13 protein-coding genes and 2 pseudogenes are annotated in these 12143 nt (G+C 61.9%); 6 read left to right on the forward strand and 9 right to left on the reverse strand.

The annotated features are described in order from the left end of the window. Positions 1–60 precede the first annotated feature (60 nt). From NKH50_RS07215 to NKH50_RS07225, 3 genes and pseudogenes are all read left to right on the forward strand, one after another. Positions 61–1203: an MFS transporter gene (locus NKH50_RS07215; protein ID WP_352878092.1), complete on the forward strand. Its 1143-nt coding sequence runs from the start codon at positions 61–63 to the stop codon at positions 1201–1203. A gap of 812 nt (positions 1204–2015) precedes the next feature. Next, entirely contained in the window at positions 2016–2207 is a 192-nt protein-coding gene (locus tag NKH50_RS07220; RefSeq protein WP_023679340.1) for a DUF6494 family protein, read from the forward strand. Positions 2208–2361: 154 nt separating this feature from the next. Beyond that, positions 2362–2505, forward strand: a pseudogene (locus tag NKH50_RS07225) (AAA family ATPase); the annotation flags it as partial. Here the strand turns inward: NKH50_RS07225 and NKH50_RS07230 are convergent. The 5 genes from NKH50_RS07230 to NKH50_RS07250 form a co-directional block, all read right to left on the reverse strand. Beyond that, positions 2504–2782 carry a hypothetical protein gene (locus NKH50_RS07230; RefSeq protein WP_352702913.1) on the reverse strand — a complete coding sequence of 93 codons (279 nt, stop codon included), beginning with the start codon at positions 2780–2782 and terminating at the stop codon, positions 2504–2506. The pseudogene NKH50_RS07225 and the gene NKH50_RS07230 sit on opposite strands and share 2 nt — an antisense overlap. Continuing rightward, on the reverse strand, positions 2782–3228 hold the full coding sequence (locus tag NKH50_RS07235) for a hypothetical protein (protein ID WP_352877620.1): 447 nt from the start codon (positions 3226–3228) through the stop codon (positions 2782–2784). The genes NKH50_RS07230 and NKH50_RS07235 overlap by 1 nt, the downstream gene beginning before the upstream one ends. After that, positions 3225–3425 carry a hypothetical protein gene (locus NKH50_RS07240; protein ID WP_352478394.1) on the reverse strand — a complete coding sequence of 67 codons (201 nt, stop codon included), beginning with the start codon at positions 3423–3425 and terminating at the stop codon, positions 3225–3227. The genes NKH50_RS07235 and NKH50_RS07240 overlap by 4 nt, the downstream gene beginning before the upstream one ends. A gap of 198 nt (positions 3426–3623) precedes the next feature. Next, positions 3624–4718: an S-adenosylmethionine:tRNA ribosyltransferase-isomerase gene (locus NKH50_RS07245; RefSeq protein WP_352478392.1), complete on the reverse strand. Its 1095-nt coding sequence runs from the start codon at positions 4716–4718 to the stop codon at positions 3624–3626. Continuing rightward, the gene (locus NKH50_RS07250) at positions 4715–5437 is read right to left on the reverse strand and encodes an SDR family NAD(P)-dependent oxidoreductase (RefSeq protein ID WP_352877622.1); all 723 of its coding nucleotides are present in this window, start codon (positions 5435–5437) and stop codon (positions 4715–4717) included. The genes NKH50_RS07245 and NKH50_RS07250 overlap by 4 nt, the downstream gene beginning before the upstream one ends. A gap of 85 nt (positions 5438–5522) precedes the next feature. On the opposite strand from NKH50_RS07250, the gene soxR reads away from it, so the two are divergent. Then, positions 5523–5957 carry a redox-sensitive transcriptional activator SoxR gene (soxR, locus tag NKH50_RS07255; RefSeq protein WP_127862987.1) on the forward strand — a complete coding sequence of 145 codons (435 nt, stop codon included), beginning with the start codon at positions 5523–5525 and terminating at the stop codon, positions 5955–5957. 1030 nt (positions 5958–6987) lie between these two features. Here soxR and NKH50_RS07260 read toward each other — a convergent pair. Together NKH50_RS07260 and NKH50_RS07265 are read right to left on the reverse strand one after the other, a co-directional pair. Further along, a complete protein-coding gene (locus tag NKH50_RS07260; RefSeq protein ID WP_352647462.1) occupies positions 6988–7500 on the reverse strand; it encodes an OmpA family protein in 513 nt (170 codons plus the stop codon). 10 nt (positions 7501–7510) lie between these two features. Beyond that, complete coding sequence (locus NKH50_RS07265; protein WP_352736943.1) at positions 7511–8170, reverse strand: L,D-transpeptidase; 660 nt, start codon at positions 8168–8170, stop codon at positions 7511–7513. Between the two features lie 583 nt (positions 8171–8753). On the opposite strand from NKH50_RS07265, the gene NKH50_RS07270 reads away from it, so the two are divergent. Beyond that, positions 8754–9005, forward strand: coding sequence for a hypothetical protein (locus tag NKH50_RS07270; RefSeq protein ID WP_352647464.1), 252 nt, complete (start codon positions 8754–8756; stop codon positions 9003–9005). A gap of 66 nt (positions 9006–9071) precedes the next feature. On the opposite strand, the pseudogene NKH50_RS07275 reads toward NKH50_RS07270, so the two are convergent. Both NKH50_RS07275 and NKH50_RS07280 read right to left on the reverse strand, forming a co-directional pair. Then, positions 9072–9250, reverse strand: a pseudogene (locus tag NKH50_RS07275) (FAD-dependent oxidoreductase); the annotation flags it as partial. Between the two features lie 93 nt (positions 9251–9343). After that, a complete protein-coding gene (locus tag NKH50_RS07280) occupies positions 9344–10675 on the reverse strand; it encodes a PQQ-dependent sugar dehydrogenase (RefSeq protein WP_352736945.1) in 1332 nt (443 codons plus the stop codon). 397 nt (positions 10676–11072) lie between these two features. Between NKH50_RS07280 and NKH50_RS07285 the strand changes: the two genes are divergently transcribed. After that, positions 11073–12032, forward strand: a complete 960-nt coding sequence (locus NKH50_RS07285) for a DMT family transporter (protein ID WP_352878094.1) — start codon at positions 11073–11075, stop codon at positions 12030–12032. Positions 12033–12143: the final 111 nt, after the last annotated feature.

The following is a 12143-nucleotide window of genomic DNA, read 5'->3' on the forward strand; positions in this document are numbered from 1 at the left end:
AGATCAGTGCAGCAGATCCGCCCGGCGACTTTTCTTTTTGCGGCCCGAGCCCTGCGGGACATGGGCGACGGCTTCGTGGCCGTTCTGTTGCCGGTCTATCTCCTCGCATTAGGCTTCGCGCCTCTGCAGGTCGGCATCATTGCAACCGCATCGCTGCTCGGTTCAGCGCTCTTGACCATCGCCGTCGGACTCCTTGGTGCCCGACACGATCACCGCCAACTCCTGCTTACCGCCGCCAGTCTGATGGTCGCCACGGGTGTGGCCTTTGCTGTCGTCCACGACTACGCGCTGCTTTTGGTGATCGCCTTCGCAGGCACCATCAACCCGTCGGCCGGCAGCGTCAGCGTATTCGTGTCCTTAGAGCATGCCGTGCTAACACGCGAAGTCACCGACGCCGCGCGGACCAAGATGTTCGCGCGCTACAGCCTTGTGGGTGCGCTCGCAGCCGCGGTTGGCGCGCTCGCTTCGGCGACACCTGATCTTCTGGCTCCAGCCGGCCTCGATCAACTCACCGGCATCAAGGCGATGTTCGTGCTCTATGCGTTGCTGGGCCTGCTCGGCGGTCTCCTTTACGCGCAGATCCCGCAGCGCCGTCCAACGTCGGACTCCGGCAGCACGTCCGCGCTTGGCCCCTCGCGGAATATCGTTTTCAGGCTTGCGGCCCTTTTTAGCCTTGATGCCTTTGCCGGCGGCTTCCTCGTCCAGTCGTTGCTTGCCCTGTGGCTTTTCGAAAAATTCGACCTGTCGCTTTCGGAAGCGGGCTTTTTCTTCTTCTGGTCCGGCGTCCTTTCGGCGTTCTCATCCCCCGTTGCCGCCTGGCTGTCGCGGCACATCGGACTCATCAACACGATGGTGTTCACACACATTCCGTCCAGCATCGCCCTGATGCTGGCGGCGCTTGCGCCGACGCTCCCTCTGGCGCTCGCCCTGCTGCTGATCCGTGCCGCGCTTTCGCAGATGGACGTCCCGACGCGCTCATCTTACGTCATGGCAGTCGTCACGGAGGCGGAGCGGGCAGCCGCCGCGAGCTTCACATCGGTACCGCGCAGTTTGGCTGCCGCAGCCAGTCCCGCCCTGGCGGGCGCTCTGTTCGCTGCCTCGTTCCGGGCATGGCCCCTCCTGATCTGCGGCACACTCAAAATCATTTATGATCTGCTGCTGCTGATGCAGTTCCAGAACGTCAAGCCGCCAGAGGAACGCTGATATTTGGGTTGCTTGACCGGGAGGGGTCAATGGCGAAGGCAAATGTTGGAAAGGTCGTCGATCATTTCGGCTCTGACTCCGGACTTGTTGAATGCCTAATGTGACCCGACATCCTCGACGCGAGGCCTGCAGACCATCACCCGCCAGCGCAGCAGACAACGAAAGTCTCCGCTGGGCTCTGCCGATCAGGCAGGCCGTGCTTTGTAAAAGCGGCACCAACCATCGGGGCTAATTTCACCGGCGACAATCTCGGATGCATTCGGCTTCAGGAAATGGGAGCACCCGGCGCAGCGGCGACCTTTGTTTGGAACATCCTAATAAAGCGCCACAGGCTTTTGGGGTTGTTTCGGCGCCGCGCCGCAGGCTGACCTGTCATGCAGGAAGCAAGCCCACCTGCACCGGCAGTCGCCGCGCCGGTCATCGACACCTTAAGAATTTCCGGCGAGACAGCGCTTGGCCTGGCTCACGTTGTGCCGACCCGCAATTTATCTCACCACGATCTTCTTTGATGATCTTTCCTCCCAATCGTACCCAAAGAAGCGCCGAGTGCTGATCAGATCGATTTGAGGTACTCGATCAGATCACTCTTTCCCTGGTCGGTCAGAGCAAGGCCGAGATGGCCGTCATAGTGCTCCTTCTGCGCAAGACGTCGATCGGTTCCACTCCTCCTGCCAGGGGTCGATCAAGTTTAAGGACCCGACGTCTCCTCCCGGCTCCAGGTCTATTTCTATAAAACCGTGCGTCACACCGTCCTGCTTCCTTGATCCCTTGCCTTCCCTTACAATCCCTTCCGGATACAGAGGAGTTCCGCCATGAGCGAAGACGCCGTCAACATGTCGATCCGCAAGTTCCTGAAGGAAGTCGGCGTCACCTCCCAGCGCAAGATCGAGGAGACGGTGCGCGAAGGGCAAATCGGAGGCAAGAAGCTGAAGGTCCGCATGACGCTGACGGCGGAAGGCACCGGCCTCAACCACGTGGTGGACGGCGAGATCGAACTTCCATAAGCGGGGCGAAGCGACCTAGCGAAACGGCCGAGGCGGCCGAAAGCGTCGAGACGGATCAGCGGTTGGAATGGCGTCTGGCCGGGTGGATGTAGTACCGCTCACCCCACGCTCTTGCGACTCTGACGGAACGCGAAACACCGACCCTTTCCAGTCGTTGGTTCAACGAATCTATGGAGGCGCCCGACGAGGATATGCGGTTGTCGAGGAACCGGGCCGACGTATCGTCGCGGAGGAACTTGATCGGAACGGCGATGTGCTACCCTGGGTTGATGCGGCGGCGTTCGCCCGCCGCGCCGTTACGTGAAGCGGCCGGCGACCGTCTCCAATGCCGGTTGCCCGTTTGAAACTCGAGCGCCGCCGCAGCATCGATTTGATCTGTCGCCGGCGCGCAGCCTCTCCAGCGCCTCCCATTCGCCATGAACCATTTCCAAGGCTGGCAGGCTAATTTCGATGGGGCGCACCTCGTCCACTCTGGCGCCCGATCCCATATCGCTTTGCCCACAACGAATGGTCCTGTCATCGCGGCCAGCGTAGTCGGCCGCTGATTTGATATCCCGCAGTTCATCGGGCCGCATCAGGACGGATCGAGGAGGCGCCCTGTTTCTGGCGCTGTTTTGACAGGGAGCGCCTTGGTCATTCGGCCCATCTCGCTTTTTTGTCGCGGCTGCAAAGACGGCCGGACCATATTGGCAGCGCTCATCACTGATAGAGGAACGGCGGCACCCCGCTCGCCCGATATCAGGGAACGATATCGCCCCCCATGTATTAGAAACTGATGGACACTATGGAACCCCACGGCCACGGGATAGCGGCCGATATTTTGACATCGGAAGTTGCCATTGCCAGGCAGCGCATCCATCGGACCGAGCTCGCGCTTCAACGCACTGAAGAAATGCTGGCCAAGAATCTCGCGCTGCGCAGCAGGATACGAGCTGCGGTCGAGGCCGCAGACCGCTTGGTGAAGATCGATCCCCCCAGCTTTGAACGGCGTCGCCCAGGTTGAACTGGGCCGGCGCTTCATTCGTCGCGCCCCACCGGCCACCGGCGCCACCACTCAAGCACCGCGGCAACCATGTCCACAGACGGCGAGCGCGGTTCATCGTGGGCGGACTGGTGCTCGGCCAGGAACCGATCGTCGTCCATGCGGCCGATGGCTTCAGCGACGTGGGCCAGCGATTGGTCGATCCAGGCCGCGGCGGAGCGATCGGTCGACGTCATGCCGACGGCTCGGTGTCGGGGATGCTCGGGGCGGCAGTGGGTAGTGGTACACTCGCCGGAAAGGTCGGCAATTGGCGCGTTGTGCCGGTTCGGAACCGGGTGGACCTGGGGAGAATCGTCAATCAACCTTGGGTCTGTTCCACTTCTCCGAAGCTGACGTTCGCGGTGCGGCCCGGAATGCCACCGAACCTGCCGACATCATAGCCACGCCTCGAGTAGAGGCTTCGTCTCGAGCACCTCGGCACGGTTCCGTTCGCGCGATAGAAGCAGCGGTTGGCGATTGAGCAGCATGGAATCGCCGAATTCATGCGCGCGGTATCGATACGCGGTGAAGGCTGCGGAGGCCTTAGCGAGCAGAGCATCATCGGCAAAGGCGCGGAGGAGCTCGAAATGGCTTTCGCCGGGCTGGTGGACGCCTGTGAGAATCGCATCGACCACGCGAAGCCGCGTGCCCCGCGCGATGCGCCCTGTCGCAATGCCATTTCCGGCACGCACATTGCCGCCGGGATTGGCGGCTGCTTCAAGTGCGCGCACTACGCTTGTGCCGATCGCAATGATGCGGCTGCCGCGCAGCTTCGCCCGCGCGACCTGCGCCGCGGTGCGCCCAGGGATGCGGTATGGCTCGTCGAAGGGAAGGCGCGAGTCGAGCGCGGGATCGCCGGTGGAAGACACGCCCGCAGCATGCGTGAGTGTTGCAAAGCCAACGTCGTGCCGACGCCAGGCTTGGAGCGTGCGCCAGTCGAGCGCGAAGCCTGCCGACGGCGCCTCGAACGCGACCGGCCCGGCGGCAATCTTCGTCCAAACATCCCATAGTGCCAACGGCTGGGGAACATGCGCGTATTGGATCGGCCGGCCGTGCTGCGCCAGTCCTGCAAGCACCGCTGCGCGGTTGCCTGGGAAGTGCAACTCGAGAAGGCGTGGATGGTCGAGAAGGCGCTCGACGACGGCGTCAAGCGAGCCGAGCCGGAGGCGATCGCCTGGTGACAGCGGAGGTGGAGGCAGCCGGTCTTCCGTGCGCGTGCGGTGATCGCCCGAGCCGAAGGCAATCGCCACGAAACGGGTTGGATCGGGCAGTGACAGCCAGCCCGCCAGGCGGATCTCGATCGCCTCACCGCTTGGGACGTGCGTGCCGTGCAAGCTGGCAGGCAAGGTCGCGGCGTCATTGGCGACGACCTGATCGCCGGGACCGAATAGCGTCGCGATTCCAGCGCGCGGCAGGTCGCGCATCGTGCCGTCCGCCTCGACGACCAACAGCCTGGCTGCGCGCCGATCGGAACGATCGGCGGCAATCATGCGCATGCCCCGGCGTGAAGCGTAGCGCGGACCTGTAACGCGTCGATCATCTTTTCGATGATCTCGGCAGCAGCCAGTTCGGGGCGTTTCAATGTAGACGGATCGGCGTCAGGAAGCGCTAGCGCGTGCAGCGGGGTGTCCATGTCGCCAGGGTCGGGTGCGAGGAGCCGTATGCCGTCGGCTTTCGCCTCCTCCTCCCAAATCGCCGTCAGATGGGCAAGAGCGGCCTTGCTCGCCCCATACGCGCCCCAGCCGGGATAGGCGTTCACCGCCGCGTCGCTGGAGATGTTGATCACCATCGCGCCACGGCCCTCGCGTGCGGACGCGGCAAGCGCACCGAACAGGGCCTTCGTCAGCCGGAACGCGCCGACCAGGTTGACCGCGAGCGCCACTTCCAGCTCCTCGCACTCAGTATCGGCGAGGAGCGCCAGAGGGATAGGGCCGAGGCTCGAGGCATTGTTGATCAGGACGTCGAGCCCGCCGAGGCTGGCAGTGACCTGTAGCGCGATCGAGTAGGTGTCCTCCTTCTTGCCGACGTTGCCGACAATGCCGTGCGCGCCCGTCTCGTCAGCAATGCGTTCGACATTCGCGGCGGTGCGAGCGACGAAGGCCACGCACGCACCCTGCGCGGTCAGCTGCCGCACAAGCGCCATTCCGAGCCCGGAGGTGCCGCCCGTGACCGCCACGCGAAGTCCTTGAAGATCAATATTCGACTGCATTACCGGTGCTCCTTCAAGCTTTATGGCCCTTGCTACAAGTTCAAGTTAACTTGAAGTCAAGCGGGAATCGTGCTTTCGTTCATGCATGGATTCCATGCTGACCATTACCGACGTGTCGCGGCGCAGCGGCGTCGCCTCATCGGCCCTGCGCTTCTACGAGGAGCGCGGCCTAATCGCGTCCGAGCGGGCCGGCTCGGGACACAGACGCTATCCGCGATCCGTGCTGCGCCGGATCGCCTTCATCGTCTTCGCGCAGCGAATTGGGCTGACTCTTGAGGAGATCGGCGCCGAGCTGGCCAAGTTGCCAGCCGATCGCGTGCCGTCGCGTCGGGATTGGTCGCGGTTGTCGGGCCAGTGGACTAAGCGCATCGACCAGCGCATCGCCGAGTTGCAGCGCCTGAGGTCCGGGCTTACCGAGTGCATCGGTTGCGGCTGTCTGTCGATCGACCGGTGTAGCCTTGCGAACCCTGCCGATATGGCAGGACGCAAGGGGCCGGGGCCGAGGTATTGGCTGGGGTGAGTTGGCAGCGTGCCTGTCACTATTGCAGGACTCGGCAGCGCAAGACTTCGCCAAGTGCGAGACGCTGCGGCCCGGTAAGGTTCAGCGGCGGTATTGTTCGTCGCTGACTTTCTCCATCCGCTCGACGGCCTTGCCATCAAGTGCTTGCGTCGTCCTGCCAGACGGTCGTTCCTTCTAAAAACGCGGCTGCATTTCAGCAGGCCAAGCGAAATAAGGAAATACGTCGAACTGCTCCGGGTGCGGCAGTCATCAACCTCTTCAGTCCCGCCCGAAACGTTTGAGTATTGGAGCCGCTGCGCGTTGGCACAGGCTGATCGGATTGATCCGGCGGTTGGGGAACCTTTCTTGCGGCAACGAAGGACGAAGATGGTGTTTAGGCCATCGGTAATGGTAGCCCGTTCAAAATTTCGCCAATCGTTGGTTGATCGCCCGAACGGTACTGCATTCGGTACCGCATGACCCAAGGTTTTACGTTAAGTATCCGAATTTGTCAGCTTTTTCGGCGCAGTTCGTCCCATCCATCATCGTCGAGTTCGTGGTTGCTCGATCTCGATTTGCTGTCAGGCCGCTTGCCAACGATAGCAAAAAAGCGCCGCCTCAATAGTGGGTGTCGCGATGTAGCGGTCTCCCACTACCAAGAATTTCTCAAGTAAACTTGACAATCGGCTAGCCCTTAAAGCTGGCCGATTGTGTTTCGCGCCATGTTGCAAGCAGCTACCGGTGATTTGCAAGGATTTCCTGCGACACTCGGCAAATCCACGCGACACGCGCGCGACATGGATTGACCTTTTCAGGAACCGGCTTCGAAACTGGCCCTGGCAGCTTGGTTCCTTTCGTTATGCTTGCCACCGAGGCTGCGGGCGTATCCCAGCGATCCGGAACAGCGTTATCGCCGCACACAGGGCGCTCCCTTCAACGTCCGCTTCAAAGTGTCGGCATTGAGTTTCTGTATGACTGCCCTAGGCGCAAAGCAGCCATGCCGCCGTCGTATGTGAGACTCTGCTTCGGGTCACAAGAAAAACAGCAACCTCTACGACTCGTCCCTCTCATCGCGCAAATTAGACACAACGCGGCGGTTCTGCGACCTGCAGGCGGTGTCGGGGCAGTCGCGGACGAGCCTGTCCTTGCCGTAGCCCTTGGCCCACATGCGATTGCGGTCTATACCGCCGGCGGCGAGGTAGTCCATCACCGCATCGGCGCGCTGCTGCGACAGCGCCATTTCACTTGCGCCGGGATCGTCGGCGAACCCCTGCAGCTTGAGCAGCCAGCGCGGATGCTTTGCTAACCAGGCGATCTGGGTGTCGAGGGTGGCCTTGGCGACAGAATCGAGCGCGGCCGAACCTTGCGTGAAATAGGTGCGGCGGCCGACATTGAGGATAAAATCCTCCTCGCTGCCCGGCTGCACGTTCTGGAAGCCGGCAACCTCGGTGTTGGTGATGTCAGGCGTGGAAGGGGCGAGCGTGTTGCTGGTCGAGCAGGATGCGACCAGCATCAGCAGGCCGGCAGCGAGCAGCCGGCGCGTGTTTTCAATCATGCGGTTCATGAGGCGCCAATCATTCGACAGTGGTGGAAGCGGGCGCCTGGTCGGCGATATGCGGCAGGACCTGCACCGCGGTGCCGATCGGGCAGCGCTGGTAGAGGTCGATGATGTCTTCCGGGAACATGCGGATGCAGCCGCTGGAAGCGTCGGTGCCGATGCTCCATGGCTCCAGCGTGCCATGCAGGCGGTAGCCGGTGTCAGCGCCGTCGCGGTGCAGATAGAGCGCGCGCGGCCCGAGCGGATTGTTGGACGCGCCGCCTGCGATCATGGGCGGTAGTTCCGGCCTGCGCTTACGCATTTCGGGGGGCGGGACCCAATCCGGCCACAGCGCGCGGCGGTCGATCGTCGCGCGGCCGTACCATTTGAAGCCGTCCTTGCCGACGCCGACGCCGTAGCGGATGGCGGTCTTGTTTTCCATGATGACGTAGAGGAAATGGTGGCGGGTATCGACCACGACGGTGCCGACCGGCTCGCTGCTGAAATACTTGACGATCTGGCGATGCCATCTCTTGTCGATCTTGGCGAAGTTGGTCTTGCGATAGACAAAATTGTTGTCGCTGGCGGTACCCGCGAAAAAGGATTTTGCCGCCGCGGCTTGAGCAATATTGCTGGTTGCACCCACCGCGACCAGCGCCAGGCCGCCGAGCACGACACCCCTGCGTGACGAAACCATCGGCAATATCCCCCATGCCAAAAGCCTAGCTCAAGCATAGTTGAGAATTACTTCGCCTCAAAGTGGAAAATGCCGCGTTGCTGCAGTCCGCCGGAAGCGGACTGGCGGGAGGTGAATAGCTGCCATTCCAGCACTCCGCTGTACGCGCCCGCCGGTGCCGCAACGAAGCTGCGCCGAGTGAGCCTTGAGCACGTATGTCCATGACGGAGACGAGCCAAATCCCGTCGTCGACTTTGGTGATTCCGAGCCTCTGGCCGGCGAGCGTTGCGCTCGAAGCAGAGCTGTCGGTCTATTCTGCCAGCCTCCTGCATAGCCGCATTCCGTCGCGATCGACTGCGTCGCTCTCAGAAGGCGCCCGGCGGCGGAAACGGCTAAAACGCCTGCCTTTTCGCCGGCAGCTCAGCCGCTTTCCGTCGAAGGGTGAACCCGCTGCCTAGTCCGAAATGGTTACTTGCGCTTCAGCTAATGTAGTCACATTCTTGGGCAGTCGGAAGCCGCATGGATCGGCCAGGCGCGAGTAACCTCTTCGCCGGCGTCTCAAGGCAGTCGACCACACGTTTTCGGTGCTCTAAGGGGGAAATCAATGAGATTGGTGATTATTTGTGCGGCAATGGTGATTGCCGTATCCACCGCCGCCGTTGCGCACGAGAAAAAGAGGGTGGTCAACACAGCGTCGGCCTGCGCCGACCTGTCGCGCAGCACGATCAAGAAAACCAGGGAAACAAAGCTGGATCGCAGTTCAACCGGAACTGTCTCCAGCGGGATTTCGAAAGACAAATCGGAGCCGCGCCTGGGCTATGAAATGGTTAATCCTGCAATCATATCTATCTATTAGCTGCGGAAAAGCAGGCACGTCTACGCAGGCTTGATCCTGCGGGACAGAAGTTGCCACTGCCTGCGCTCAATGTTTGATGCGGTCGCGCAGTGCGTACCAAAGCATGCCGAGCACGTGGAGCGGGCCGCTCAGCGCCGTGCCGCCGAGGAACGGCAGCGTCGACAGGATCACCCCTGGCCCGAATAGCCATGCGCAAAATAGACCTCGCCGTAGCGGCCGACATGCGGCAGGCGCGGTGTCGTCAACTGGCATTTGCATCGAGTCGCAGCCGAATGAAGTCATATCGGGCGTGGCGCTGTAGCCGAAGGCTGAGGTCGGAATCAGAAAGGCACCTGCGCTCAACGGCCATTCGCCCGGCGGACCCGCCAGATGACATTACCGACGTCGTCGGCGACGAGCAGTGCGCCAGTCTGATCGATAGCTACGCCGACCGGACGGCCCATCGCCTCGCCATTACGCCCGATGAAGCCAGTGAGCACATCTTTCGGAGGGCCGCTCGGTTTGCCACCACGGAACGGCACGAAGATCACCTTATAGCCGCTATGCACGCTTCTATTCCACGAGCCGTGCTGGCCGACGAAGGCGCCGTTGCCGTAGGCCGGACCGAGCCGGGCGCCTTTGGAGAAGGTCAGTCCCAGCGAGGCGGTATGAGAGCCCAGGGCGTAGTCGGGCTTGACCGCCGTCGCCACGAGATCGGGGCGCTGCGGCTTGGCGCGTTCGTCGACGTTCTGTCCGTAGTAGCTGTAGGGCCAACCATAGAAGGCGCCGTCACGAACCGAGGTCATGTAATCCGGCACAAGGTCGTCGCCGATCTCGTCACGCTCGTTCACGGCGACCCAAAGCTCGCCAGTTTCAGGATTCCAGGAGAGCCCGTTCGGGTTGCGCAGGCCCGAGGCGAAGACCCGAGTACGACGGCTCGACCGATCCACTTCAAGGACAGCGGCGCGGTTCTTCTCCGCGGCTATGCCGTTTTCTCCAACGTTGCTGTTGGAACCAACGGTGACATAGAGCTTGCGTCCATCCGGACTTGCGATCACGTCCTTGGTCCAATGATGGTTGAGGTCCCCGGCCGGCAAGTCGATGATCTTTTCCGGCGACGTGCTGACTCGGGTCTGGCCGTTGGAATAGGGGAAAGCGACAAGCGCGTCGGTATTCGCGACAAAGAGCTTGCCTTTGGACAGCGTCATGCCGAACGGCGAATTGAGGCCTTCCGCGAACGTCGTTCGCACATCCGCAATGCCGTCGCCATCAGTGTCGCGCAGGAGCGTGATGCGGTTGGCGCTTTTGGTTGCGGCGCCGGCCCGCTTCATAGCCAGGTCCATGAAGACCTTTCTAAGACTGAAGCCTTCGTCATGCTTGGCAGGGGCATTGGTTTCAGCAACCAGCACGTCGCCGTTCGGAAGCACATGCAGCCAGCGCGGATGGTCGAGGCCGGTAGCGAAGGCGTTCACTGCCAGCCCCTTCGCCGGGGTCGGCATACCTCCTTTCTGCCAGCCTTTCGCCTCGGCGATGTTAACAGTCGGGATCAGCGTCGGTCTTGGTTTCGGTAAAGTGGGGTTGGGGCCATAGCCGATTATTGCCTCGGCTTTTTGCGCCGGAATGCCAGCGCAGCTCGCCATGACGGCTCCCAACACCGCTACGAGTACGCTTCCTCGGAAGCCGGCATGCATCGGAAGTCCCTTCGCATGGATTTGCGTCGTGCTCTTTGTGTAAACGGAAATCAGTGGCTTATTCTTCCAATTGCTTCGAAACAGCGGCGCGTGATCCGAGGGCCAGGAATTCGCGACAGATCTGCTCTCGGTAGAAATATGGCGCGAGGAGATTGTGGCAACCGCCCGAATATCTGTCGCGCGATATGAATCTCACATTCGTATCGCGCGAAATCGATACGGCTTGCGCTTTTCGGTATCGAGTTGCTCATGGGCCAACATGCGTTGGAAAGGAACGAGACCGTGAACGGCGGGACCCACAATGACCCACCGATTGCACTGGCTGGTGAAACAGCTGTTGTCGCTGCTTAGCAAGGCGCTGCAAATCTGCTAAAGTCTGCGGTGGGAGGAGACGGATATCCAATCGCTGCCGATAGCACATCCAAGTGTAGCGAAGGCGACACCCGGCGCATCACTTCCGCTCGCCTATTCCCTCGCGACGCTCTGCTGGCTCCTGTCGGCCGGCGTCTATATCGCCGCCAAGTGGGTTGCCCCCGAGATGCCGCCCTGGGCGCTCTGCTTCTGGCGGCTGACGGTTGCCTGCGCGATCCTGCTCCCTATCGTCCATCGTCATCACGGGGCGATGCTCGTGCTGATCCATTCCCGGGTGATCGAGGTGCTGGTCATCGGCGCCATCGGGCTGACCTTGTGTCAGGGCATGATCTACACGGGCCTCAACTACACCAACGCGACAACCGCCGGCATCATCATGGCGCTGTCGCCGATCATGACAATGGTGCTTGCCCGCTTCGTGCTCGGCGAGCCCCTCGGTGTCTGGAAAGCGCTTGGAGCGCTGGTCGCTCTGGCCGGGATGGTGGTGATCGTGGCGCGCGGCGACCTTGCCGCGCTGATGCAGCTGCAATTCAATCCCGGCGAGTTGTGGATCGTCGGCAGCGCCTTTTGCTGGGGCCTCTACACCGTGCTGCTGCGTCGCGCCAAATTCGCTATCGAGCTTCTGCCGATGGTGGTCCTGCTGCTGGGAGCCGGCGCGCTGGCCGCACTGCCCCTTTATCTCTGGGAACTGTTTTTCGGGGATCGTTCGGCGCTGCATGCGAACGGCCTGCTGGCCCTCGCCTATGTTGCTGGCCCGGGCGGCGCCCTGATGTACTATCTCTACAACCGTAGCGTCGAGACGCTTGGCGCCGGGCGCGCCAGCATGCTGCTCTATCTGCAGACCGCCTTCGTCGCTGTTCTCGCTTATCTGTTCCTCGGCGAAAGCTTGCACGACTACGATCTCGCCGGCGCCGCCCTCATCATCGCCGGCCTGCTGCTCGCCACAGCGATCAAGCCGAGGCAGCGCACGGTGCGTGTCGCGTAGTGAACCTCAGCACCGCCGCTTCGGCCAGCAACTCGTAAGTCTTTGACAGTCCTTTCGGCCGGTGCAGCCCATGACATTGAAGGCGGCGCGTGTTGGATCGCCATAACATCT

The sequence above is a fragment of the Mesorhizobium sp. M1027 genome (genome assembly GCF_040318745.1).
Taxonomy (GTDB): Bacteria; Pseudomonadota; Alphaproteobacteria; order Rhizobiales; family Rhizobiaceae; genus Mesorhizobium.

Coding starts and splice junctions, on each gene's coding strand:
- NKH50_RS07215 (WP_352878092.1), top strand. CDS start 61: ATGGGCGACGGCTTCGTGGCCGTTCTGTTGCCGGTCTATCTCCTCGCA.
- NKH50_RS07220 (WP_023679340.1), top strand. CDS start 2,016: ATGAGCGAAGACGCCGTCAACATGTCGATCCGCAAGTTCCTGAAGGAA.
- NKH50_RS07230 (WP_352702913.1), bottom strand. CDS start 2,782: ATGCGGCCCGATGAACTGCGGGATATCAAATCAGCGGCCGACTACGCT.
- NKH50_RS07235 (WP_352877620.1), bottom strand. CDS start 3,228: ATGAAGCGCCGGCCCAGTTCAACCTGGGCGACGCCGTTCAAAGCTGGG.
- NKH50_RS07240 (WP_352478394.1), bottom strand. CDS start 3,425: ATGACGTCGACCGATCGCTCCGCCGCGGCCTGGATCGACCAATCGCTG.
- NKH50_RS07245 (WP_352478392.1), bottom strand. CDS start 4,718: ATGATTGCCGCCGATCGTTCCGATCGGCGCGCAGCCAGGCTGTTGGTC.
- NKH50_RS07250 (WP_352877622.1), bottom strand. CDS start 5,437: ATGCAGTCGAATATTGATCTTCAAGGACTTCGCGTGGCGGTCACGGGC.
- soxR (WP_127862987.1), top strand. CDS start 5,523: ATGGATTCCATGCTGACCATTACCGACGTGTCGCGGCGCAGCGGCGTC.
- NKH50_RS07260 (WP_352647462.1), bottom strand. CDS start 7,500: ATGAACCGCATGATTGAAAACACGCGCCGGCTGCTCGCTGCCGGCCTG.
- NKH50_RS07265 (WP_352736943.1), bottom strand. CDS start 8,170: ATGGTTTCGTCACGCAGGGGTGTCGTGCTCGGCGGCCTGGCGCTGGTC.
- NKH50_RS07270 (WP_352647464.1), top strand. CDS start 8,754: ATGAGATTGGTGATTATTTGTGCGGCAATGGTGATTGCCGTATCCACC.
- NKH50_RS07280 (WP_352736945.1), bottom strand. CDS start 10,675: ATGCATGCCGGCTTCCGAGGAAGCGTACTCGTAGCGGTGTTGGGAGCC.